This window comes from Blautia sp. NSJ-140, from assembly GCF_022868965.1.
GTDB lineage: Bacteria > Bacillota > Clostridia > Lachnospirales > Lachnospiraceae > Blautia_A.
The window spans coordinates 336,952-359,757 of the sequence record NZ_JALIFS010000001.1; the positions used below are offsets into that span (position 1 = coordinate 336,952).

At 40.5% G+C, this 22,806-nt stretch carries 22 protein-coding genes; 10 read left to right on the forward strand and 12 right to left on the reverse strand.

Annotated elements, in window-relative coordinates:
- Positions 1–126 precede the first annotated feature (126 nt).
- Positions 127–2,370, forward strand: a complete 2,244-nt coding sequence (locus MUB50_RS01520; protein ID WP_005428247.1) for a tetratricopeptide repeat protein — start codon at positions 127–129, stop codon at positions 2,368–2,370.
- Between the two features lie 336 nt (positions 2,371–2,706).
- Here MUB50_RS01520 and MUB50_RS01525 read toward each other — a convergent pair whose 3' ends face one another.
- The 6 genes from MUB50_RS01525 to MUB50_RS01550 form a co-directional block, all read right to left on the reverse strand.
- Positions 2,707–4,386, reverse strand: a complete 1,680-nt coding sequence (locus MUB50_RS01525; RefSeq protein ID WP_005428253.1) for an ABC transporter ATP-binding protein — start codon at positions 4,384–4,386, stop codon at positions 2,707–2,709.
- Between the two features lie 25 nt (positions 4,387–4,411).
- Positions 4,412–5,506 (reverse strand): S8 family serine peptidase, encoded by a 1,095-nt coding sequence (locus MUB50_RS01530; RefSeq protein WP_009245400.1) that lies wholly within the window; start codon positions 5,504–5,506, stop codon positions 4,412–4,414.
- 115 nt (positions 5,507–5,621) lie between these two features.
- A complete protein-coding gene (locus MUB50_RS01535) occupies positions 5,622–7,142 on the reverse strand; it encodes a DUF6034 family protein (protein ID WP_005428257.1) in 1,521 nt (506 codons plus the stop codon).
- A 192-nt stretch (positions 7,143–7,334) separates the two neighbouring features.
- Positions 7,335–7,976: an ABC transporter ATP-binding protein gene (locus tag MUB50_RS01540; RefSeq protein ID WP_009245407.1), complete on the reverse strand. Its 642-nt coding sequence runs from the start codon at positions 7,974–7,976 to the stop codon at positions 7,335–7,337.
- Positions 7,977–7,988: 12 nt separating this feature from the next.
- Complete coding sequence (locus MUB50_RS01545) at positions 7,989–8,882, reverse strand: hypothetical protein (RefSeq protein ID WP_005428264.1); 894 nt, start codon at positions 8,880–8,882, stop codon at positions 7,989–7,991.
- Positions 8,875–9,630 (reverse strand): hypothetical protein, encoded by a 756-nt coding sequence (locus MUB50_RS01550; protein WP_005428267.1) that lies wholly within the window; start codon positions 9,628–9,630, stop codon positions 8,875–8,877. The genes MUB50_RS01545 and MUB50_RS01550 overlap by 8 nt, the downstream gene beginning before the upstream one ends.
- A 537-nt stretch (positions 9,631–10,167) precedes the next feature.
- Here MUB50_RS01550 and MUB50_RS01555 point away from each other — a divergent pair.
- The 6 genes from MUB50_RS01555 (at position 10,168) to mobQ (ending at position 15,303) form a co-directional block, all read left to right on the forward strand.
- On the forward strand, positions 10,168–11,085 hold the full coding sequence (locus tag MUB50_RS01555) for a ParM/StbA family protein (RefSeq protein ID WP_009245410.1): 918 nt from the start codon (positions 10,168–10,170) through the stop codon (positions 11,083–11,085).
- A 3-nt stretch (positions 11,086–11,088) separates the two neighbouring features.
- On the forward strand, positions 11,089–11,472 hold the full coding sequence (locus tag MUB50_RS01560; protein ID WP_005428271.1) for a hypothetical protein: 384 nt from the start codon (positions 11,089–11,091) through the stop codon (positions 11,470–11,472).
- Positions 11,473–11,496: 24 nt separating this feature from the next.
- Complete coding sequence (locus MUB50_RS01565; RefSeq protein WP_005428274.1) at positions 11,497–12,213, forward strand: replication initiator protein A; 717 nt, start codon at positions 11,497–11,499, stop codon at positions 12,211–12,213.
- Positions 12,210–13,067: an ATP-binding protein gene (locus MUB50_RS01570; RefSeq protein ID WP_005428275.1), complete on the forward strand. Its 858-nt coding sequence runs from the start codon at positions 12,210–12,212 to the stop codon at positions 13,065–13,067. The genes MUB50_RS01565 and MUB50_RS01570 overlap by 4 nt, the downstream gene beginning before the upstream one ends.
- Positions 13,068–13,236: 169 nt before the next feature.
- Positions 13,237–13,458 carry a hypothetical protein gene (locus tag MUB50_RS01575; RefSeq protein WP_005428277.1) on the forward strand — a complete coding sequence of 74 codons (222 nt, stop codon included), beginning with the start codon at positions 13,237–13,239 and terminating at the stop codon, positions 13,456–13,458.
- Between the two features lie 135 nt (positions 13,459–13,593).
- Positions 13,594–15,303 carry a MobQ family relaxase gene (gene mobQ, locus MUB50_RS01580; RefSeq protein WP_023924145.1) on the forward strand — a complete coding sequence of 570 codons (1,710 nt, stop codon included), beginning with the start codon at positions 13,594–13,596 and terminating at the stop codon, positions 15,301–15,303.
- 411 nt (positions 15,304–15,714) lie between these two features.
- Here mobQ and MUB50_RS01585 read toward each other — a convergent pair whose 3' ends face one another.
- Entirely contained in the window at positions 15,715–16,380 is a 666-nt protein-coding gene (locus MUB50_RS01585) for a PBECR4 domain-containing protein (RefSeq protein ID WP_005428282.1), read from the reverse strand.
- Between the two features lie 309 nt (positions 16,381–16,689).
- Positions 16,690–17,070 (reverse strand): TnpV protein, encoded by a 381-nt coding sequence (locus tag MUB50_RS01590; protein ID WP_005428283.1) that lies wholly within the window; start codon positions 17,068–17,070, stop codon positions 16,690–16,692.
- A gap of 156 nt (positions 17,071–17,226) precedes the next feature.
- On the opposite strand from MUB50_RS01590, the gene MUB50_RS01595 reads away from it, so the two are divergent.
- The gene (locus MUB50_RS01595; RefSeq protein WP_005428285.1) at positions 17,227–17,397 is read left to right on the forward strand and encodes a hypothetical protein; all 171 of its coding nucleotides are present in this window, start codon (positions 17,227–17,229) and stop codon (positions 17,395–17,397) included.
- Between the two features lie 54 nt (positions 17,398–17,451).
- On the opposite strand, the gene MUB50_RS01600 is transcribed toward MUB50_RS01595, so the two are convergent.
- Complete coding sequence (locus tag MUB50_RS01600; protein ID WP_118512634.1) at positions 17,452–18,288, reverse strand: S8 family serine peptidase; 837 nt, start codon at positions 18,286–18,288, stop codon at positions 17,452–17,454.
- A gap of 201 nt (positions 18,289–18,489) precedes the next feature.
- On the opposite strand from MUB50_RS01600, the gene fliB reads away from it, so the two are divergent.
- Both fliB and MUB50_RS01610 read left to right on the forward strand, forming a co-directional pair.
- On the forward strand, positions 18,490–19,638 hold the full coding sequence (gene fliB / locus MUB50_RS01605; protein WP_118623302.1) for a flagellin lysine-N-methylase: 1,149 nt from the start codon (positions 18,490–18,492) through the stop codon (positions 19,636–19,638).
- A 32-nt stretch (positions 19,639–19,670) separates the two neighbouring features.
- On the forward strand, positions 19,671–19,988 hold the full coding sequence (locus MUB50_RS01610; protein WP_118623300.1) for a LysR family transcriptional regulator substrate-binding protein: 318 nt from the start codon (positions 19,671–19,673) through the stop codon (positions 19,986–19,988).
- Between the two features lie 91 nt (positions 19,989–20,079).
- Here MUB50_RS01610 and MUB50_RS01615 read toward each other — a convergent pair whose 3' ends face one another.
- From MUB50_RS01615 to MUB50_RS01625, 3 genes are all read right to left on the reverse strand, one after another.
- Complete coding sequence (locus tag MUB50_RS01615; RefSeq protein ID WP_118623298.1) at positions 20,080–20,901, reverse strand: protein-ADP-ribose hydrolase; 822 nt, start codon at positions 20,899–20,901, stop codon at positions 20,080–20,082.
- Positions 20,902–21,000: 99 nt separating this feature from the next.
- On the reverse strand, positions 21,001–21,981 hold the full coding sequence (locus MUB50_RS01620; protein WP_118512638.1) for a Sir2 silent information regulator family NAD-dependent deacetylase: 981 nt from the start codon (positions 21,979–21,981) through the stop codon (positions 21,001–21,003).
- Positions 21,982–22,207: 226 nt separating this feature from the next.
- Positions 22,208–22,603, reverse strand: coding sequence for a pyridoxamine 5'-phosphate oxidase family protein (locus MUB50_RS01625; RefSeq protein WP_118512639.1), 396 nt, complete (start codon positions 22,601–22,603; stop codon positions 22,208–22,210).
- Positions 22,604–22,806: the final 203 nt, after the last annotated feature.

Consider the following 22,806-nt stretch of genomic DNA (forward strand, 5'->3'; position numbering starts at 1 on the left):
CGTGTTATAATAAAAAGACTTTAAGAATATAAAACACGAAAACCAAAGGAGGGATTTCTGTTGGAACGATGTGATTTTTCTTCTATTAGCACATGCCTAAAAAATCAAATCAGTGAAAGCAATCAGATGAACCAACCTGATTTTTTATACGAATTATTTGAAGATTTTATGAATGATCCGATAAATGAAGATTTTTCTATGGATAATGGTCTAATTTGCCGCTGGATAACCGGACAAGCAAAAATCAGTCCCAAAATAACCTCATATTATGCAAAACCCAGCAATCAGAAAAAACTGGCAACAACCATTCAGCGGAACTTACTTCCCTTAATGGCAGACTGCAACATGGTTATACAGGACATTTACACGTTATTCATACAGGACGATACGATTTCGGATACAAAAAAGCAGGAACTTGTATCTCTATATAAACCTTCTGATTCAAGGCTGTTGTTTTTAGCAAAAGTACTTTCTTTTGGTATGGAACGGCAATTTATTAAACGTGATACAAGAAATCAAAAACTGATTGCAGGAGGTGTTCTATCTCCGATTGTTCTGGATTACATTATGGACAGCGAAGTCCCAAAACCATGCCGTCATTTTCTAGGAAGAGAAGAAGAACTGGATGAACTCCATACTTTGTTTGAAGAGAACCGACATATATTTCTTTATGGAATTGCCGGAATTGGAAAAAGCGAGCTTGCTAAAGCCTATGCAAAGCAATACAGAAAACAGTACACCAATATTCTCTATATGGAATACACCGGTAATCTATATCAAGATATTGTAGACATGGATTTTATTGATGATCCACCAGAAATCAGTGAGCAGGAACGTTTTCAAAGACATAACCGTTTCTTACGCTCTTTGAAATCTGATACACTGCTGATCATAGACAATTTTAATGTCACATCCACACAGGACAGTTGCCTGTCAGTCGTATTAAAATACCGTTGCCGGGTTTTATTTACAACCAGAAGCCAACTGTCTGAATACTGTAGTTTTCAATTAAAAGAACTGAAAGATATACCCACTCTTTTTCAACTGACATCTGTATTTTATTCAGAAGCAGAGGAAAACCGGGCAATCGTAGAAAAAATCATAGAAACTGTACACTACCATACTTTTGCTGTCGAACTGGCAGCCAAACTTCTGGAAAATGGAATTTTAACTCCAGAGCAATTATTGATAAAACTTCAAGAGGAAAAGGCTTCTCTTCATAATGAAGATAAGATTAAAGTAATGAAAGATGGTCAGAGCAAAAAAGCCACCTATTACAACCATATCCATACCCTGTTTTCGTTATACTCCTTATCACGGAAACAGCAGGATATTATGTGCAATATGTGTTTTATGCCTTCATCTGGTATTTCTGCCCGTATATTTTCCAAATGGCTGGAGCTGCCTACTTTAAATGACGTGAATGATCTGATCGAGACAGGTTTTGTACAGTCAAGTCTCCGGCATACTATTTCTCTGCATCCAATGATTCAGGAAATTGCAGTTTCCGAGACCGCACCTTCTGTTACAAGCTGCCACACGTTATTGGATTCTCTGCAAAAAATATGTTTGATGCATGGCATTGAAGTTAGCTATTATAAAAAATTATTTCAAACAGTAGAAAACATCATGCTTTTCATTGAAAAGGACGATATTCCCCAATACCTGTTATTTTTAGAAGATGTTTTTCCATATATGGAGAAGTACCACTATCAAAAGGGTATGAAAAAAATCATCCAGGAACTACAGCATTTTATAAAAGCAAATACTTACGGGACTGCATCTGACCGTGCCTTACTATTGGATTATCAGGCAACTCTGGAACCCAAAACAGAAAAAGCGATAAAATTAGAAAAAGAAGCACTTGCTCAAATAAAAGAAACCACAAAAGAAAATGCCCACCTGGTTTCCAACCTCCATTCCAATCTTGGAGGGCTTTACCGAATCAACGGACAACTTGATCTCGCTAAAAGGCACATGAAAATGGGTATCTCTCTTTTACAACAATACCAGCTTCTTTATACTAATGACAGTATTCCTCAGATTAATAATTATGCTGTCCTCTTAATTGAAATACAAGAACCTGACCTTGCCCTGTCTGCTCTTCAGAAATTAGCACAGATTATCAAAGAATATAATTCAAACCACTGTTTGGATTATGCCCAGGTACAGGAATCCCTTGGAAGTATCTGCCTGATCACTGCAAATATTTCGCAAGCGAAAACCCATTTTAAAAAAGCCTTGAAAATTTATGAGGATATATGGGCAGACGAACCCGAATTGATTGAAGAAAAATATCAAGCAATTCAAGAATTGTATCCACAAGCTGGAATTGCTCTGGCAAAAAGTATTCTTCTCACCAAGCACTAACGGTTCCTACAAACACTTGTAAAATATATTGCCTCAATAATGTAAACGCCTAGTTTTGAGATACACTCCAAGACTAGGCGCTTGTCCATTTCCATTTTTTCTTAGACATGGAGCGTTTACATAAGGATCACTTTTCTTTTTTTGACACTTTTCGCTCCTCCTATCTCAAATTTTTTATAGTCTAGGTATATTGCCTTCATCAATGCCTGAGAACTTGTAAATATGCTCCTCTGCTTGTTCAATCTGCGATACATTACAATCATCTCGTCATCAACCTACTGTTTGATACAATATGTCAAATGCATAGTGGCTCAGTTCTATTAGAAATTTATATCTCTAACTCCGCACCAATTCTAAAATTCCTTTTGAAAGGCGATATACTTTATCAACACTTTCCAGTTCTTTATACTTATGCGTAATAAAAACGATAGTCTTATTTTTTAATTCACTATGTAATAACTCACGTAAAGCTTCATTTGATTCAACATCAAATCCTTCTGTAGCCTCATCCATAAGTAAAATGTCTGCATTTTTCAGCAGAGCCCTAGCTACAGCTATCTTTTGTCTTTCTCCTCCAGAAAGTTTTGCACCATCTTGTCCAATTTTTTGTCCAAATCCATGATCCAATTTTTCAATAAAACCTAAAGCACCACTTTTTCTACATGCTTCAACAACTGCATCTCTTGACGCCTTTCCATCGATATTAACATTCTCCTCTATAGTCCCTTGGAATAGATATGGTCTTTGGCTTATAACCGCAATTCTATTTCTCATATCTTGTATATCCATCAATTCCACAGGAGCTCCATACAATTTTATTATTCCTTTTTGTGGCCGGTAGAATCCCGCCAAAAGGTTCAAAAGTGTTGATTTGCCACTTCCATTTTCTCCTACGATCGCAATTCGTTCCCCTTTTTTTACACATAGTGAAATACCATTTAAAATAGGGTGTCCTGGTTCATAACCAAAGACAAGATTTTTTACTTCAAAAACCATATCCCTATCTTGATAAATTTTCTCAGGTTTCATTTCACATAATTTCATTTCCAATTCTTCCGGTTGTCCCCATAACTCAAAAAGACGTTTTGCCGATGGCTCAATTTGCGCAAAATAATATTTAATGTTTATCAATGCTGAAATTGGATTTACAACATATGCACTATATGTAATAAAAGCAAATGCTCCGCCTATAGTGAATTCTCCTTTTATTATAAAAAGCCCACTTAATATATATAATAACGCATTTACAACCGTGTCTATTACTACAACACTGACAGTACTATATTCATCTAGCATTGCGTTCTTTTTATATGAATCCATCAAATCTTTTTGCAGACCTTCAAATTGAGATTTTTTTACCTGAAACAGATTCCAGAGCTTCATTTCATGAATTCCATTTATACACTCGGCAAACCAACTCATAAACTTTCGTTTATCCTCAATCCACTGTTCAAACACTTCCCGTTTCTTGTTTGCACAATAGGACACTATTATAAATTTCAGTGGAATAATTGCTTCTATCAATATTGCTAATTTCCAGTCTAATAAGGACAGCCCAACTACTCCTCCTATTATTTGGAGAATTGATGATATAGAAAACTGAGTAATCTGATCCACAACAGATGACACATTATCAATATCCATACCAATTGTATTTATAATCTCTGCACTTCCTCTTTCAGCAAAATACTGTATTTTCATCCTATTGATTTTCCAGTAAGTCTTTTTATAGAGAGAATGTGTAAACTGATTATGTACATTTGAAAATAATTTTGTTTGGATTATATTTAACTCTTGCTGGGTTAAAGAAATTATTATTAATATAACAGAAAATAAAAGAATGTATTTCATGTTTTTCTGCAATATACCACAATCTGTTATTTGTCTTATAAGCAGTGGGTGTATAAACGTTATGAATGATGAACCCAAAAGGCAACAGATAATCCCTGGAAAATACTTTTTATATTCACACAACATTTTACAAATTCGATACCATGTTTTCCCATTTTCTCTCATATCCAATTGCCATCCTCACTATTCGTTAAGCAAAATATTGACAAACAAGCTCATATATATCCTCTATATTGTAAGTTATTCCTATTCGATCTTCTGCATACAATTCATACATATTATTTTTACGCACAATATACATATCTATATCTGATGCCTTACTACTTTCAAATATTTCTTCCTCTTGATTCAAAAGAATAATATCAGGTTCATAAGCTATATATACTGTATAAAGGATATCGTTCAATGACTCATTGGAATCGTCATAATATTCTAAAGGAATTACATTTTCATCTAAAGGATTTTTCTGCAGATTTATTGCGTAATAACCGTTCTGACTAAACATCACTTTTAGCTGTATCATTTCCTCGTAATCTAAATCAATACCGGCAATTACCGGTATCTCTATATTGGTTTTATCCCTTATTACATTTTCTAGTATATCCGGATAATCAGATTTATGCGTTGCTATAGTCATCAAAAAGTCCATAACATCATCAAATCCTGCTGTGGGCTTTCTGTTTAAATATGTAGCAATATGTCCAGTGACAACAGGAGCCGCATAACTATTGGCTTGATTTACGATCCCATTCCACGAAAAATTTGCTATAATAGAATTCTCAATATTATAACCTTTTTGTTCTTGAAACAGAATTTGACCATTTCCCAAAAGACCATAACGATCCTGCCTGACACCAAAAACACCTGGATATGCAGCTGGATAAGTCTTTATATTTCTGTTATGATATGCTGCTACTATAATCGCATCAGCATCAAGTAATCTTTTTATTTGAATCCATAAGGGTTTAATATCAAAATAATTGATTGTTCCAAGACTCATGTGAATTAACTTTATTTTATTTTGAATACACCATTCCAAAGCTTCCAGCAAAACTGTGATCTGTGTTGTTCCTGCAGAGTCAGTCACATTCAAGTCCCATAATTCTATATCACTACATATGCTTGTGATAATTCCGACGCATACAGCGCCATGGAATGATTTATCGTCTTTATACTCACTTGGATCGCATTTAGAAGCCAAAAAAGATTTATGAACAATCCTTTGATTCCTGTTATTTCTCATATGATAAGGTATACCGTTATCAATCAATGCGAGCTTAATCATTTGCACTATTCCTATTCTTACCTGTTATATATCCAAGCCAAATATCGCATATTTATTATTCTCATGATAAACCTTGTAATTCTATGGTCAATAAAAATTCAAGTGTCGCTGAACCCTAATATGCTTCTCCAATCACACTGCCATCATAAGCATTGATCACATAAGAAAGCTCCTGTAGAGAATTTCCACCAATACTTTCCCTGACAGTAAAAATCCATGCTGGAACCAACCATGCGTGTTTCGGCTCCTGATAGGCTGTGGTATAAGTATACTGCAATTTTGCGTTTACCACATCATACTCCAGTGCGGTAGTGTCGTTGGCAGACTGGCCTTTTCCGGAATACCAATAAAAAATCTGATCTGTCAGCTTTGCCTGTATTTTTTCAAAAGGCAGAAGCTTTGTATTTTCCGTCACCGTACAGACTTCTTCCGATATCCCATCCCATTTAAAATATTTAATTCCTTCCTCTGTTATCAGAATAGAGATTGTTTCTACCTGGAACGGAGGCACATAACTATCCACTGTTTCTTCCGCAACCACGCCATCAGGAACTGAAGTAATACCCTCTACACTTTTCGAAAAACAATACAGATATCCCGGTAATCCTCTATCCAGATCTCCCTGCCACAAAGCATCACTACCAAGTCCCAGACCATTGCGCTCTGAACATGCGCCATTCGGGAACCACACGGTACGATCAGAATCTACAAGGCCCATTCCATCGATACCTAAATCCTCTAAAACTTGTTCTGCCTGTTCCTTTCCATCTTCCTCTGTAAAGGTGATCTTGTCCATGCACTTTCGATACGCATCTGCCAGTTCATGAAATTTCTCTGTATAGCCGTTGGTATCCATGCCAAAGCTACTGTAATACTCACTCTGCATTTCCTCAGTTTCTATTGTTTCTTCTTCTATAAAATTAGAACCCTCCATCCAGAGAAAACTACTGTCATTGTCAATTTCCTGATTATACCGCTCTGCTTCTATATATGCCTTCCTGTCCTCGCCCACATCTGCAGTAAAATAATCCTCTGTATCTGTGTTTTCCAATTCAGTACTCATCCAACTCCGTGCCGCTTCCACACCGTGATCCTCTGTTTTTTTTTGAAATTTTATCTCCATCTTTTCCGGTGCAGACGCTTCATCCGGTGCAAGCTCCATCCCCTCTCGGGTTGCGTTTTGAATCCCTGCAATCGATGTAGAATATGCTGATTGCAAGTAACTTCCTTCCTTGCTGGAAATCCTGTCTAACACTTCCTGATACGCATCCTTTGTCACCATCTGTGGCATATATAGTTCCTCACCGTCCGTAAAATAATCAATCAATCCATTCAGTTCTTCCTGCGTTAACTCGTGATTTTGCATCTCTATGACTGGAAGATTGCCAATGCTTTGTTCGCCCAACTTAATATCTGCCTGGATAACCACACGGTCGTTGCTTTTCTTTTCTTCAAATTTCCAATGCGTTGGAACATTTGTCTCTCTCTTTTCTCCTTTTTTAAGAGGTTCACAGACAGCCGCCTCGCTAATCCCATCCACTTTGCTGACTACCGAACTCTCCTCTGGTGTTTCCTGACAGCTGGAAAGAATAATACACAACGCACCTACCATAATTGCTAGAACACTTTTTTTCATTTTTCCTCCATATATCTTATAGAATTGTCGCTTTTTCACGAAACTTCAATTATAAACTCTTTAACTTATAAATACCTTCCTGACACTATTAACGTTTTCGTATATTTTTTAGAAACAGACTACCTTATTTATTTTAATGTATAAGGCAGTCTGTTCTATGTACTAGTAACTATAACTTGTTCCCCCGTATTTTTATTTTATCTGCGTCAGGACACCTGCATCCATCTCACAGATCGTATCGCAGAGCCATTCGATCTCCAGCATGTTATGTGCTGCGATAAGAATAGTCTTCCCTCGTTCCTTTAATCCCCGCAAAAGCTCGCAGACCTCTCCTGCCCCCTGCTTGTCCAGACCATTAAAAGGCTCGTCCAATATCAAAAGCTCCGGATCTTCCATGATTGCCTGTGCGATACCAAGACGTTCACGCATTCCAAGAGAATACTGTCCTACCTTCTTTTTAGACAGAGGATCAAGCCCTAGGGCACGCATCGTCGCCCTCACATCGTCATCGGAAATACGGTGTTTCAGAGACGCCAGTCTCTTTAAATTCGCAAAACCGCTGAGATCCAGAAAGAAGCCAGGGTTTTCAATGATAATGCCTACGGAATCTGGAAAGTCCAGCTCCTTCCCGATCTGTTTTCCCCCTACGAGCACTGTGCCGCTCTCAGGTTGTAAAAATCCACAGATGCATTTAAACATTACGGTTTTCCCTGAACCGTTAAACCCCATAATCCCATGAATCTTCCCTTTTTCAAAATCATGGGTAATGTTCTTTAATACTTTTTCTTTTTGAAAGGATTTTGTCAGTCCCTTCAACCTGATTGCATATTCCATTTTGCCCTCCATTTATTCGTTTGTCTGCGTAAAAGAGAAATTATAGCCCTTAATTCGGACGGCTGACAAGCCGATCAGCGCTATGATTAATATTGCAAATATGAACATGCTCATCCCGATCCCTGGCAGGTAATCATAACCAAAGCTGTGCATGGGAAAGGTAGCTTGGTTCAACGGAGACAGCCAGCCGCAGAACACGTTCGCCCTATATTCCTGACTTTCTGTAAAATGAAACAGTTTCCGGAAAACATCTGGGTTCAGCAGGAGCCCATACAGACTGACTGCAAAAGCACCGATCACCCCTGCCATATTTCCCGCAGCCAGATTTAAAAACAACATGAGAACTGCGATAAAAAGAGTATATAAAAGTACAAGTCCAAACACTATTGCTGCGCACATATAAGGAGTTGAGCTTTCCATTGTTTTTATGGAAACAGGAACGGTTATGCTCTCCCCACCGCCATAGCCCAACATTGCCGCTGTTTCGCTCCACACATTTCCCGTAAAGGAAAAGGGAGCTCCCATAATTCCAAGCATCACAGCCAAAAAAATATTATAGATCACAGTCGCCAGGATCACATAGATAATCTGACCCGCAAGCCATATCTTCCGTTTTGTGCGTACAAGCCAATACGGAGTTGCCTGACTGATAAATGGCATGTCCGCAAAGAGCAGGATTAAAAGCAGGGAGGACAGCATAACAGAGGATGCATCCCCATATGTCCAAATAAACGGCTCGAATACCTGAAGGATTGTCTCATATTTTATCGCATGGGAAATAATCTGATCCGACAGCATCAGACATAATATAGCTGCCAAAATAAAGGTCATCCAGATCCTCGGACTTTTTTTCCATCCATAGAAATTCTGGCCTGCAATCCAAAAAGCCTGTTTAATATCACGCATACCGCAACCTTCTTTCTATTGCGCACATAAAGATCAGTGCCGTTAAAAAACTTCCAACCGCTAATATAGCAATGCAGAAGATATCATTGTAGTAAATAGACGCCGCCCAATAGCGGGGACTCAGAAAGAATGCTTTTTGATAGTAACGCTCCTGAAATACGGTCAGGACATAATAAAGAATAAAAGGAACGGCATAGGACATATAGCGATTTTTTGTTATGACAGCCGACGTACCGCCAATTAGCGCCCAAAAAGCGCCATTTAAAAACAATCTCAGAAAGCTTACCGCCGTTCTGCCCACAAGCACTGCCATCTCATAATTTCCGTCAATCAGAGAAGGATACTGACCGAACCTCAGTATACAGATTACAAGAAGGAACACCATGGCTAAAAAAGCTGTCAAACCTCCGGAGACCAACAATCCTGCTGCTTTTCCTACGAGATACTGTTTTCTCCCTGAACGGATATAACTGAACAGAAAAAAACGACTGTGCAGCTCAGCCTCCGTATTCTCTCCACCCGCAAAAGCAACGGCAATGGGAACAAACAGAAGCATATTAACGCTGTTCATACAATAGGTGTATGCTACGAACCAGCCTGGTCCTTCTGCAGATCCGCCTGCATTTATGATCTTCTGCAACATCTCATGCTCAGACATCAGGGTAGCCGAAACGATTAGAAAAATCCCCAAAATAAAGCGAATGCTTCGAATATTGTTTTTTATGTCCGTTGCCAACACATTTCTCATACGCTTTTCTCCTCACTTCAAACAGCTATAGACTTGATTTTTTTATTTTTATAAAATCCTAGTTTTTTGCAATAATATCACTATTTGTATAAAACTACACTCCTTATCAAACAACAGTTAAGGACTTGCAAAAACTGTTGTTCCTACTGAAAGCATTGCAACAGCTGTAAAAATTGATAATATTTTAAATTTTCTATTATTCTAAGTTCTACAAATACATAAGCCGCCAGTTAAGTACGATTAGTTTTATTATAATTCAATAAATTTCATCCAACTTTCCACATTTTATTGTACAATTTTACCATTTATATAATAACATGTCAACATTTAATGAACGTTTATAACAAAAAAATGCAGGGCTATAAAAAACTAAAGAAATTGCTCTATTTTACAAAATTATATCCTATTTTTCAATTCCAACTCAATTTTCCCTCAATGTCTTTTTCCTCCAACTTTCGTATGCTTATCTCACAGCAAAGCAGTACCACACCGGTACAGCCTGCTGAATTAATCAATACGAAAATGGAGGTGTTTTTTATGCGAGAACTCAGAAACACAAAAATCATTGCTGTAGATCACGGCTACGGCAACATGAAAACAGCAAATACCGTCACACCAACCGGAATCAAAGCCTATGAAACAGAACCCATCTTCACCGGGAATATTCTGGAATATAACGGCATTTACTACCGGATTGGCGAAGGACACAAAGAATTTATCCCAGATAAAGCTATGGACGAAGAATATTATCTTCTAACTCTCATGGCGATTGCAAGGGAACTGAATGTCTTTTCCATCCGTGAAGCAGACGTTCATCTGGCTGCCGGGCTTCCTCTGACATGGATCAGAAACCAGAGAGAAGATTTCCGTTCCTATCTGCTCCAGAATCCAGAAGTCCATTACCGATTTAACAGCAAAGAGTATCATCTCCGTTTTGTGGGATGCAGCCTTTACCCGCAGGGATATCCGGCTATCGTAAACCGACTTGGAGATTTCAAGGGGACAAATCTTCTTGCAGATATCGGCAACGGAACCATGAACATTCTGTATATCAATAATAAGAAAGCACAGGAAAGCCGGTGCTGGACAGAAAAGTTTGGCGTAAACCAATGCATGATTGCCGCTAAAAACGCTGTTCTGGACAACTTCGGAGTAAAGATTGAAGAATCTACCGTAGAGCAGATTCTGCGGTTTGGAACCGCTGACATTTCAGCGTCTTATCTGGATTGTATTACTGCTGTTGCCAGACAGTATGTCACAGATATTTTTGCCACGCTCCGCAAATATGAATACAATCCTGGCCTGATGCGCCTGTATGTGGTCGGAGGCGGTGGATGCCTGATCCGTAACTTTGGAGCGTATGACAAATCACGAGTTACCATCCTTGATGATATCTGTGCCACTGCCAAAGGTTATGAATCTCTGGCTTATATGAGCCTGAAAAGGAGGGGATAAGCCATGCAGAACCATATCCGCAACACAAACCTGCGATTTAATCTGGACAAAGACCAGCAGCGGAGAGCCTGGGAATATTTACAGACGATGGACAGACAGAATTTTAAATCTTACAGCCAGGTAATCTCCCTTGCACTGGTCGATTATTTTGACCGCTACTACCGCACTCAGGCTGATCCCTATCTGGAAACAAGGGAACGGGAAGAACTTTTTGTGAAACAGATTGTAGAAGCAGTAGAACACAGCCTGAAACAGTCATTGCCGATTTTTCTGTCCGGGCTGACTGCAGGCATGTTGGAAAGGGAATCCCCCATCAGGATGCCCTTTCCAGCTCCTGAAAAAGAACAGCCGGATCGTGATATAGACTGGGATTTTCTTGGAGAATAAACCATTGTGATTGGAGGTGAACACATGACGGACTTTCTGACAGCAGACACAAGCCTGCCATCTTATATGATGTTTCCCCGTTTTCTTCTGGACATGGAAATAAACGAAACTGCCAAAATGCTTTATATGATCCTGCTCGACCGTGCAAGGCTTTCCCAGAAAAATGAGGGCTGGTCAGATACAAATGGTCATGTGTTCCTCTACTTTACGATTGAAGCACTGGCAGAAGTTCTCCACAAAAGCCAGATGACGGTGAAAACTGCTCTGGCAGTACTGGAAAAACAAGAGCTTATCTTCCGAAAACGGCAGGGACCCGGACACCCTAATCGGATCTATGTAAAAATCCCGAAAGAAACCCTCAGCAATACAGACAGAATTCTTTCCTCAAGACAGACAGAAAACTGTCCTATTGACAGACAGGATTCTTTCCCTGATACAGACAGAAAACTGTCCAGTAATAAGAAAGAGATAAAAAAGAACCATTTAACAATAAGAGGGAGTAAAGAGCCACGCTCACCCTATGGAACATTTCAAAATGTTTTTCTGTCAGAGACGGAGCTGGAAAATATCCGGCAGACAATCCCTGACTGGCAGGACTATATGGAACGCTTATCCGGTTATATGGCTTCTACCGGAAAGCAATACCAAAACCATGCAGCTACCATCATCCGTTGGGCAAGACAGGATCATCCTGTTTCCCGGCAACGAAATTATGAAAGTGAGGAATACGAAACATTATGACAACATTTACAGAAAAACCAACAGCTATCACACCAAACAGAGAGCTTCAGTCTGATGAATATTTTAACGAAACAAATCACCTGATCTACTGTTCCAAATGCAATACGCCAAGACAGTGCAGGCATGAATTACAGGGAAAGGTTCTTATTCCTTCCATCCGCTGTAAGTGCCAGCAGGAGATCTTTGAACAGGAGGAAGCCCAGAGAAAACTTCATGAAAAGCAAATGGAAATAGAGCATCTCAAAACCAGCGGCTTACAGGACAAATCACTTTATGACTACACCTTTGCCAAAGATAACGGCAGCAATCCGGAAATGAAACTTGCACACAATTATGTAAGTAACTGGGAAGAGATGAAAGCAAACGCTTCCGGACTTCTCATCTGGGGCGATGTCGGTACTGGAAAATCTTTCTTTGCAGGCTGCATTGCCAATGCCCTTCTGGAAAAAGGCGTCCCGGTACTGATGACCAACTTTTCCCGGATTCTGAATACCCTTACCGGAATGCATTTTGAAGACAGGAATCAGTTCATCCACAGCTTAAACCGCTACAGCCTTCTGATCATTGATGACCTCGGAATTGAACGGAACTCTGACTTTGCACTGGAACAGGTATTCAATGTGATTGACAGCCGTTACCGCAGTAAAAAGCCCCTGATCATAACAACCAATCTCACTTTATCAGAGCTGAATAACGCCGCTGATATCGCACACAAGCGAATTTATGACCGGATTCTGGAGAGATGTGTTCCCATCCGTATCAATAACCGGAATATCCGTCAGGACAATGCAACAGCTAATTTAAAAAAAACGAAAAAAATTCTGTTAGATAATCACACTTCAAACCAGAGTTGAAACAAAGCAGCATCGTACAATAACTATTTTTCACTGACAGTAGTACTACTTTCTTTTCTTATTTATCACCAGAGACATGCCACTGTCAGTTATCTAAAACTATAGTACTAAACCACAAGATTTTAAAACTAAATCGCCCGGATACGGGCATAAAAAGGAGGTGCCAGATATGGCAAATAAAAGAATTATGACACCAGAAGAAAAAGTGCTTTTACAGGCAAAACACAGACTGGAAGAAATCGAAGCAAGAAACCGTAAAAAGGAACGTAATGCCAGAACACGCAGATTGATTCAAGAAGGAGCGATTCTGGAAAGCATTGCTCCACATATTAAAGAAATGGATTTAGATACCCTAAAGCGGGAGCTGATGCTCCGGCTAAGAGGAATGTAAATACACAAGTTCTACTCCCGAAGGGCGCACTTACTCACCACCCGATAAATCGGGCGGTGGTATCCCCTACGGGGCTCGTGCGCTCTGCCGAGGGCTATCCGCTGTTGCAGGCAACATCGAAAGGAGGTGCCAGATATGGCAATTTATCATATGCAAGCCAAGGTCGTCAGCCGTGGTTCCGGGCGGTCTGCTGTCGCTGCATCTGCTTATATGAGCTGTAGCCGCATATACAATGATTACGATGGCATCCAGCATGACTACACCCGAAAACATGGACTGATCTATCAGGAAGTAATGCTTCCCCCTATGGCTCCGCCTAAATGGAAAAACCGGGAGCAACTCTGGAATGCTGTAGAAGCTGCTGAAAAAACAAAAGACAGCCGACTGGCAAGAGAATTTGTTGTCGCACTCCCTATTGAGTTGGATAAAGACAGCAATATTTCTCTTCTTCAGAATTTTATTCAAAAGAATTTTGTAGATATGGGAATGTGTGCCGATTTCGCCATTCACGATACAGATGGTCACAATCCCCATGCACACATTCTACTTACTGTCCGTCCATTAAACGAAAACGGAACATGGCAGTATAAAACCGAAAAAGAATATCTATGCATCAAAGATGGAGAGGAAAAGGGATTTACTGCTTCTGAATTTAAGGATGCTCAGAAAGAGGGCTGGGAAAAACAGTATCGTTATAAAGCTGGGAAAAAGAAAGTATATCTGACTCCCTCGGCAGCACAGGAGAAAGGTTATGAACGTATCGACAAACATCCAAAAAGCACCCGGTATGGCAGACAAAACCCGATTTCCGAACAATGGAACAGTGAGGAACAGCTCTGCCTCTGGAGAGCAAACTGGGCAGATGCCGTAAATAAAATGCTTGCCCTTAATCAGATAAATGCCGCCATTGATCACCGCAGTTTTGCAGCTCAGGGAATCACTGAACAGCCAACCATCCACGAAGGCTACATTGCCCAGAATATGGAAAAGAAAGGCATGATAGCAGACCGGTGTGAAATCAACCGTCGGGTTCGTGCGGATAACAGAATACTACGGGAATTAAAAACACAGATAAAAAAATTGGTTCAAGCTGTCGAAAAATCTATTCCGGTAATTGCAGAAACATTAGAAGCAATCCGCAATCATATGATTTTTACACAATATCATTTACTTCATAATGAAATGCAAAAAGAAGTGATCCATGACTGGATGCAGCATTTTCGTCCTATCCTAAATAAATATGATACCATTAAGAAAAAGCTCAAAGCGAAAGTTACTGAAAAGAAAGAACTAAATGTGCAAAAAAGTAAAACCAGTATTCTAAATCCTTTCCAGCATATAAAGTTAAACCAGCAGCTTACAACCGTAACAGAAGAAATCGAGGAACTGAAATCTGCCAAAGAACAGCTGCTGTTTCAGGCTGAATGCTCCACAGAGAAAGATATGGCGAGCCTTTCCAGAAAATACGACCAGATGGATAAGAATCTGGATATTCTCGATTCTCAGGATATGGCTCTCAAAGAGCAGCTTGAAAAAGATGCTGTCGCTTTCCAAGAGGAAAAACTCCGGCCTAAACCAGAGCAATATACAGAATTACTGGATGCCAGAATCCAGATACGACCTACTTTCCGAGAGAAACTGATTGAGCAGCTCAAAGGTACTTTTGGTGAATATTATGACTATCACTATCGTGATATCGCAACCCATGAAGTGGATGATCTCAATATGGAAGATCCCTATAGCTTCTCTCATCGTACCTGGGAACTTGAATATCAGAGGAAACAGGAATTGCAAAAAAAACATCCTGTTCAATCCAGGCAAAAATCGCACAACACAGAACTATAATGTTTAAACTACTAATATAAAAAATATCCCGTTTTCTCAAAACAGTTATATTGCTTCATCCCAATAATTCACAAACTGCTAACCACCGAGCAAAAGTGAGGCACAAAGTGCGTAAGCATAATTTGATTTCTTTCCGCTTACGCACTCTCTTTTTATCTTGAGCAAAAAATTCCTACTTTGTAAAGCCAACAAATGGGGTTTGGGGGGCTCCCAAAGTGCGTTTGGATATCCAAACGCTATGCTTGCAAAACCAGTTCCACTAATTTCCCTCGATACTCCCTTCTTCTAAAATCAATGATAATTATAACATTGCCAATTTTGTAAAGTAATAATCAACTTAAAATATAGACGACAAACAATAAAACCATGATACTGTTACAAAAAGCAGTAGCATGGTTTCTTTATATTTCATTATAGATTTTCTCTATCTATCATATTTTCTATTGTTTCTGAGAAACAACACTCTTTCAAATCAATACTTTTGTCCATCTTCACAAGATTTGTATATTTCTCATCTGTATAGTGTTTTGATATTACAGCAAATACTTTATATGTAGGCTGTGCTGTTACATCTCTGATGTCCTTTTTCAGCAATGTGTTCGGTACATTTAATTTCGTATTTTTATCTTTTACGAAGCCAATACAACCACATATATTCCCGGCAGCTTTTTCTGTATATAATTTCGGTCCTCGATCTGTAAATTCTCCTATCATTGTTACGTTTTTCTTAATAAGCATCATACGTTCCAATATATCCAATTTTTGCCCCGTAGAGCCATCTTTTGCAAAAACAAAATCATTTTCTGTTAATCGCTTATCCAGGCATTTCTGGTAAAAATGAATTGCAGAAGCTGTCTCTTTTTTATTCAATCGAACTCCTGTCAAATGTAAAAAATTGTATCTATGGAAAACAACTTCATATCCCTGTACAGATGACAAAATCTTATTACTTTCCTGTAATTGCTTATTCACCTCTTTCGGTAAGCCATATAGGAACAAAACCTTCTGATCCTCAAGATGTTCTTTATATAGTTGTGCCGCTTTTGTCATAATCTGAATTGCACGTCTTTTGTCCATAACTTAATCCTTATCCCATAAAATTTAGAGAAGGGAATGTTCACGCCGCAGCACTAAACATTCCCTTCTCATGGTTGATTTTTCCGTTGTCTGCCAACCTCCAGCACCTTCGTCTGGAAAATATCAGGTTTTTCCGTTGCCTGCCAACCTCCGACACCTTCGTTCGGAAAACGTATCAGATTTTAGGTGTCAACCCACCGCTGATGCACAGCTTTTCTAATTACATTTTACACGAACTATGTGGAAAATGCAATTACAATTTTATCTTATGATGCCCTGCTACATTTTATACACTATTTATCTTACATTTCATTCTTGATAAATTATCTCTTTATCCACAATCTCCCTCGCACATACTTGTATATTGTTCATTCTTCCTATCCATTCCAAGACATTTTCCACCTTTAGCTGTTCTGTAATGCCTTGTGCCTGTTTCATCTGTTCTACAAGTCTTTCAAAGCGTTCCTGTGCCTGTTCTTCTATATCAGCCAAATAACCATTCAGCCTGCCGCTTGTAAGCATATTCAGATATAGCAATCTGCGGTATTCCTTCAAATACCGCAAATGTCTTTGTCCCCATACACCGACAACCCTTTGTTCTTCTTCCTTCGGTAAGGTAAGAGCAGGGATAAGATAATCCCCATGTCTGATATAAGTACCGCCCATCTCTTCAAAAATTGTTTTCTTCATTGTCTGTTCTACCTTTCTTATCGTTCTCTATTCATAGATTTTCTTTACGACCGTTCCAATTTTACAGTAACAATAATTCTTCAATTTTCAGTTCACATTGCCCCTCCCGAAGAAGTATGATAGAATAATTCTATTAAATTGAATCGGAGGTGCCACATGGCTATCAGTTCCAACAATATTCAGGTCTATACTACTTTGTCCAAAGAACTGGTTGCTGAGATTGATAAGGATGCAAAAGCGAACTATCGTACACGTTCCCAGCAGATTAACATGATCCTGACCGAGTATTATAAGACTCAAACAACAACCAAACATGAATCCGAGTAAAACACTGAATTGCCTGAAAACACAGGAAATATCAGTGTTTTCTTATGTTTTCCCTTAATTATAAGGTTCATGAGACCCATAATTATTCCCAAAACTCAGATTGATCACCAACGGCCGATTTAGTTCCAGCGCCTTCCTCATCAGATAGTCGATTCCCTGGATCAGTTCCGTTGTCCTGGGAAAAGAATTCTCCTTTGGAATTCCCATTTTCACAACCAGGAGATCACTTTCATAGGCAACGCCTCTGTTCACACCACCGGAAGCCCTTCCGTTTCCGGCTGCGATTCCAAGCACAGCAGTCCCGTGTCCGCTGATATCCACAGACGGAACAAGGCGTCTGCCCTGGTTTTCTCCAAGTGCAAGCGCCTCATCAATTTCTTCTTTCGTATATTCTGTTCCTGCCCCATATCCTGCCGGTGGTTTTCCCGGAATTCCCTGATCCCATAGATACAGGATCCGGCTGCTTCCATCCTCATTTCGAAAATCAGGGTGGAAATAATCAACACCGGAATCCACGATTCCCATAAGGATTCCTTCTCCGGTCAACCCTTCCGCTCCGGTCTGTACCGCCTGGATGCAGCTGGCTGTTTTTCCCTGAAACACTTCAAAATAAAGTTGTTTTGGTTTTTCCATAAAGATCACATTTTCTCGGTCAGAATAGCTGTCGATCTCACGCTCCGGAAAAGTAACAACTGCATAGTTTCCCAGAAGCGGAACTGCCTGTATTCCCTCTCCGGAAAGCTCCTCCTCCCTGCCTGTGTATTTCACGATCACATCCCAGGTTTTCCCAGCAGGATCATATCCTGTGTTCAGATTTCCGGATTTCTGGCGTTCCTCTTCTGTAGCATCCAGGGCTAGATTTAAAAGATTGTCAATTTTCTGATCTGGCATGATAAGCTCGCTTCTTTGATTCCTTACTTTACTATACACAGTTAGCCCACATTAATTAACTTGAAAAGCTTATCAGATTACATGACAATTTCCAGTTCTCATTCTTAACACTGTCAGGATATCACGCTTCATTTCTGTTGTAGTTTCTTTTATGCAGTGCTATAATTCCAGGTAAAATTTACAACCTTCGGGAGAACTATTATGCAAATCACGAAACCTACTTTTTGTAATGAATTTTCCTGCATCGCAGGCAGCTGTCCGGATACCTGCTGTGCCGGCTGGCAGATCATGATCGATCAAAACAGTCTCAAAAAATACCGCCACTGCAAAGGAGCTTTTCGCAACCGCCTTCTGAATGACATCGACTGGAAGGAACATTCTTTCCGTCATTATCAAAAACGCTGTGCATTTTTGAACGAAGATAATCTCTGTGATATCTACAGCGAAGCGGGCAAAGATATGCTCTGCGATACCTGCCGTAAATACCCGAGGCATATCGAAGAATTTGAGGGACTTCGGGAATTGTCTCTGTCTCTTTCCTGCCCGGAAGCCGCCAGAATCTTTCTCAGCCACAAAGAAAAAATCACATTCCGGACTGTGGAAAAGGAAACTCCAGAAGAGACTTATGACGACTTCGACTATTTCCTTTTCACCGCGCTGATGGACACCAGAGACTATCTCTTCTCCGTGATCCAGGACCGTTCTGTTCCCTGTGCGTTACGCCGCCGGAAGCTTCTGGCCTGCGGCCATGATTTTCAGCTCTGTCTGGACCGGAACAAATTGTTTCAATGGGAAACGATCCGCAGTCGTCATCAAAATTCTGCTTTCGGAGATTCCTTCCAGAAAAAACTCCACAAGTGGATCACTGCCAAAAAGCCTTCTGCTGACCTGCGAAAAAACATATGGAAAACCATCATTCCTCAAATGGAAGTTCTCCGCTCTGGCTGGCATGATTACCTCTTGGAAACCTTAACCCCGTTATATACCGCCTGTGATACCGAACAACAATACCAGGATGTCTGTCTTGAATTCGAAACCTTTTATCCGGACTGGAAGATTCAGGAAGAACAGCTCCTGCTCTATTGGATCTACACGTATTTCTGCGGGGCCGTATATGATGAACAGATCTTCGCCAAAGTAAAAATGGCAGTTATCTGCACCTTCCTGATCCACGAGCTGGCAATGGGAACCTGGCTTTTGCAGCAAAAGCAGTTTTCCTTTCCAGATCTGGTCTCAATCTGTTACCGTTTTTCCAGGGAGCTGGAACACTCTGACCAGAATCTTAATAAAATGGAAGAACTTCTTGATTGGGAATCAATTTTTTCTCTGGAAAATCTGCTGGAAATATAAAGGGTAATTAAAGTTGTTGAAGGGCTCTCTTCGTGAGGGGCAAACTTGAGGGTGTTGCTAGAATAGCCTGCCAGAACGCCAATTTTGTGCCTAATATCGTTTTTACCAGCCACAGAACCGATTCCATTCTGGACATGGTGACTAATCAGGCCTGTGTGGCCCTGTTGATGGATGTTCACGTCCAGCTTCCCGAGAACGGTCCCAGACCCAGCTACTCTCCATGGCGTGCCATTCCCATCACACCTGCGATCTCTTCACATCTGTCCCTGTGCTACCGCAGTGACAGACCTCTTTCCAGAACAGCTCAGCTGTTTGTGGATCTCTGTAATGATAAACTGTTTAAAAAATAAAATAACAGCCCAGCAGAAGGCATGTGGCATACATAACCATATGCAGTCTTCAGCGAGGCTGTTTTCATAAAGCCAGGAGCTGACCGGATACTTAAAACTGATTTTTATAATACTCCAGATCCATATCCTTAAACACATTAAAGATCACCCGGTCAAAAGCATCTCCATGTTTTTCCAGAAAGGCTTCTGTGGTGTTCACAGCGATCTCTGCTGCTTCTTTGTTGGGAAAATGGAACTCTCCGGTGGAGATACAGCAGAACGCTACGGACCGGATATTGTTTTCCAGGCAGCAGTTCAGCACACTTTCGTAACAGTTTTTCAGATCCTGCCGTAACTTGTCCGTGACTTCGTAGTAAACAATAGGCCCCACCGTATGGATCACATGCTCCGCCGGAAGGTTATAGCCACCGGTCACCATGGCCTGGCCGGTTGGTTCTTCATAGGATCTTCCGTAGCGGATCCGTTTCTGGTTCATCTGGCGGCTGCACTCTGCACGAAGCTCCACTCCCGCAGCCGAATGGATCGCGTTGTCAATACATCTGTGGCAGGGCACAAAACAGCCCAGCATCTGGGAGTTGGCTGCATTGACGATAGCTCCCACCTGAAGTCTGGTGATATCGCCCTGCCAGATAGAGATTTTTTCCGCAAAAGGCACAGTACTGTGGTACGCCTCTTTTACCGTCGGGATCTGATTCAGTGTCACGATTCCTTTTTCCCTGGCATCTTCCTTCAGGAATTCATCCTGCACCTTCAGGATTTCTTCATCCATATGCCGGGGCATGCGAATGTTCATGAGAGAACGAAGGATTCTTCTTTTTTCTGCATCGTTGTCCGAGACCTTAAGGTTCCTGTATTCTCCGAAATCTTCTTTGAATTTTTCCACAAGATAATCAAGACGCTGTTTCTGATCCATATGTCCTCCTTCTGTTATTTACCAGTTCTGTTTTGACCTGCCTGTAATACTTCCGCAGATTTTTCCCATTGGGCACTTTGGTTTCTGTTGGGTTTTATATCAGCTGTCCTGCAAATGATCTGCGGATATCTTTTTTATTTCTATTGTAATATCCCGTAAGCTGTCGCACAAGTCACGATTAATTCCGATTCCACGTTCTCCGAAGCTTTCCGGTATCACAGCCTCGTCTCTGTTCAGGCGGATCAGCTCTGTATTTTTGTGCTCACGTACCATTTTTTCAAAAGGAAAGCGAATAATAGATGGTGTGTTAAAACCAACGCCCAGCTCCAGCAGTACAGACTTGCCTTTTTTCAGCTGTTTCAGATACTTTCCATAATTTTCCGCAGCCTCATTCCACTGCTCATCCTCCACAAAATACTGGTCGCATCGGAGATTCATAGCCATAGGGCCGCCGCATACCGGACATTTCGGCACCATATAAGAAGGAATCTTACAGTCCTTTTCTGCCTGAACCATCTGGGCAAACATGGAAACGGCATCATAGGTCCTGGGATGACATCCCTTCATGCACTGGATCCGGCCATAATCTCCCTGTGTGGCAAAGATCCTCTCTTCCAAAAATCCGGCTTTCTGAAACTGGTGATCCACATTGGTGGTCAGCACAAAATAGTCTTTTTCTTTCACCAGGTCAAAAAGCTGCTGATACAGTGGCAAAGCCGGTGGTTTGATACGGTTTACATAAGAATGTCTGCACCAGTAACCCCAGCGCTCTTCCTCTGTCTGAAATGGATAAAAACCGGCAGAATACATATCCTGCAGCCCGTATTTTTTTATAAAATCGCTGAAATTTTCCTGAAAACGTTTCCCGCTGTAGGTAAGACCGGCCGCTGCAGAAAGGCCGGCACCTGCTCCGATCAGCACATGATCTGCTTCCTTCAGATATGCCGAAGCCTGTGTGATCTGTTCCTCATAGGGCTCCTTCTGAAATATATAATCTCTTTCGGGTATCCCGCATAAAAACTGTGTCCAGTCCACTTTTTTCTGCCTCCTTACGATATGAAGATGTTTACGGATTTCCATAGCTTACCTTCTTTCCACTGCTCCGAAAGGACAGACCTCCATGCAGTTCCTGTGAAATGTATCTGTTGTAAATGTCCGCTTTTTATGTATTGGAAATGTTACTGTTCACAGAGTGAACAGTAACCAGGAAATTCCTGCGTCCATTGAATGAGAAATGAATGCAGGAATTTGCCTTGGTGCTATCGGGAGTCTGTTATGACATAGAATCAATTGGGTGTTGATTCAATTAGAATTCATATGGCGGGTTTCCGGAGAAGTCTGCGATCAGACCATGTGGGTTCTCAAGGTAGAATACCTCAAAGATCGGGTTCTCAGCAGTCTCATACTGACCTTTGACAATAGGATTCTCCATGCAGGATACCTTTACTTCATGGTTGTCCTCAAAAACAGCCTTTCCGTGAAGACGGATCCATGCATACTCAGGACTGGATACGGAAATCTCGATCTCCGGGTTAGCCAGGATATCCTTGTAAACATCCTTGGTGTTGTTGGTGCAGAACCAGAGCTTTCCGTCTTTCTCAAAACAGAACATGAACGGGCGGCATTTCGCCTTTCCATCGCGTCCTACAGTTGCCAGGTACTGTACCGGGTTTGCCTGTAAAAATTCTACTACTTTTTTCATGATCGTTTTCTCCTTTATTTTTATTATTCGCTTAAATAACATTTTCTTATGTTCATGACCGGCCAGCCATTGTTGTAACCTTCTTTATTACATCAAGTAATATAGCATCGTTTTATTGTAATGTCAATAGTTACAACTAGATTTTTATATTTTTTTCTCAAGTGCTTTTTTGTACCATGAAATATCACTGAGCAATTTCCCAC

Coding starts and splice junctions, on each gene's coding strand:
- MUB50_RS01520 (WP_005428247.1), top strand. CDS start 127: ATGAACCAACCTGATTTTTTATACGAATTATTTGAAGATTTTATGAAT.
- MUB50_RS01525 (WP_005428253.1), bottom strand. CDS start 4,386: ATGAGAGAAAATGGGAAAACATGGTATCGAATTTGTAAAATGTTGTGT.
- MUB50_RS01530 (WP_009245400.1), bottom strand. CDS start 5,506: ATGATTAAGCTCGCATTGATTGATAACGGTATACCTTATCATATGAGA.
- MUB50_RS01535 (WP_005428257.1), bottom strand. CDS start 7,142: ATGAAAAAAAGTGTTCTAGCAATTATGGTAGGTGCGTTGTGTATTATT.
- MUB50_RS01540 (WP_009245407.1), bottom strand. CDS start 7,976: ATGGAATATGCAATCAGGTTGAAGGGACTGACAAAATCCTTTCAAAAA.
- MUB50_RS01545 (WP_005428264.1), bottom strand. CDS start 8,882: ATGCGTGATATTAAACAGGCTTTTTGGATTGCAGGCCAGAATTTCTAT.
- MUB50_RS01550 (WP_005428267.1), bottom strand. CDS start 9,630: ATGAGAAATGTGTTGGCAACGGACATAAAAAACAATATTCGAAGCATT.
- MUB50_RS01555 (WP_009245410.1), top strand. CDS start 10,168: ATGCGAGAACTCAGAAACACAAAAATCATTGCTGTAGATCACGGCTAC.
- MUB50_RS01560 (WP_005428271.1), top strand. CDS start 11,089: ATGCAGAACCATATCCGCAACACAAACCTGCGATTTAATCTGGACAAA.
- MUB50_RS01565 (WP_005428274.1), top strand. CDS start 11,497: ATGACGGACTTTCTGACAGCAGACACAAGCCTGCCATCTTATATGATG.
- MUB50_RS01570 (WP_005428275.1), top strand. CDS start 12,210: ATGACAACATTTACAGAAAAACCAACAGCTATCACACCAAACAGAGAG.
- MUB50_RS01575 (WP_005428277.1), top strand. CDS start 13,237: ATGGCAAATAAAAGAATTATGACACCAGAAGAAAAAGTGCTTTTACAG.
- mobQ (WP_023924145.1), top strand. CDS start 13,594: ATGGCAATTTATCATATGCAAGCCAAGGTCGTCAGCCGTGGTTCCGGG.
- MUB50_RS01585 (WP_005428282.1), bottom strand. CDS start 16,380: ATGGACAAAAGACGTGCAATTCAGATTATGACAAAAGCGGCACAACTA.
- MUB50_RS01590 (WP_005428283.1), bottom strand. CDS start 17,070: ATGAAGAAAACAATTTTTGAAGAGATGGGCGGTACTTATATCAGACAT.
- MUB50_RS01595 (WP_005428285.1), top strand. CDS start 17,227: ATGGCTATCAGTTCCAACAATATTCAGGTCTATACTACTTTGTCCAAA.
- MUB50_RS01600 (WP_118512634.1), bottom strand. CDS start 18,288: ATGCCAGATCAGAAAATTGACAATCTTTTAAATCTAGCCCTGGATGCT.
- fliB (WP_118623302.1), top strand. CDS start 18,490: ATGCAAATCACGAAACCTACTTTTTGTAATGAATTTTCCTGCATCGCA.
- MUB50_RS01615 (WP_118623298.1), bottom strand. CDS start 20,901: ATGGATCAGAAACAGCGTCTTGATTATCTTGTGGAAAAATTCAAAGAA.
- MUB50_RS01620 (WP_118512638.1), bottom strand. CDS start 21,981: ATGGAAATCCGTAAACATCTTCATATCGTAAGGAGGCAGAAAAAAGTG.
- MUB50_RS01625 (WP_118512639.1), bottom strand. CDS start 22,603: ATGAAAAAAGTAGTAGAATTTTTACAGGCAAACCCGGTACAGTACCTG.